The sequence below is a fragment of the Myxococcus sp. CA039A genome (genome assembly GCF_013336645.1).
Classification (GTDB): Bacteria; Myxococcota; Myxococcia; order Myxococcales; family Myxococcaceae; genus Myxococcus; species Myxococcus llanfairpwllgwyngyllgogerychwyrndrobwllllantysiliogogogochensis.
Genome location: NZ_JABUMQ010000739.1, coordinates 1 through 596, shown reverse-complemented (window position 1 = coordinate 596; position 596 = coordinate 1). Strand labels below are relative to the sequence as shown.

Annotated in this window: 1 pseudogene; it reads left to right on the top strand. The window is 69.1% G+C overall.

Annotated elements, in window-relative coordinates:
- Positions 1–369 (top strand): annotated as a pseudogene (locus HR086_RS47355) (hypothetical protein); the annotation flags it as partial.
- Positions 370–596 lie beyond the last annotated feature (227 nt).

Below are 596 nucleotides of genomic sequence, written 5' to 3'. Positions count from 1 at the left end.
CTGTTGCTCTATGGCTGGCCCCCCGTCACCGCCGTCCTCATCTCCCGGCAGTTGGCGCGCCACGGACACCAGGCCCGCGTCGCCACGCCCCTGGACGTCCTGCATACCGGCCCCGGCGACGTGGTGCTCGCGCCCATCCAGGCCATGGAGGGACTGCTGGCCGGTGAGGTCCACATCGAAGGCGCCCTCATCGTCCACGGCAGCTCCGACGACGAGGGCTTCGAGCGGGCCCGCAAGCTCGGCGCCCGCGGCTTCCTCGCCAACCCCCGCGACGAGCAGCTCCTGCTGCGCGCCGTGCGGCGGCTGCGCCCCGGTGGCCCCTCGCCCCTGTCCGGCGGCGAGCCGGGCTCCTCCCACCACTCTCATTGAAGAGAAACAGGCGTGGGTATTCCGCGCCCCAGGCCCGGCAGTGAATTCACCTCCCGTGCGAGTCGACTCCACGTCCGGGCGGAGCCTTGGACGGATTCTCAAAAAATGAAGGATGCGAGGAAACTCGTAGTCGGGGTTTCAGAGAATGAAGGCACATGGCGCCACTTCGGGCGTCGCGGAAATCCAGACGGAGCCCTTCATGTCCCCCCCGCGCATTGCCTACCGCC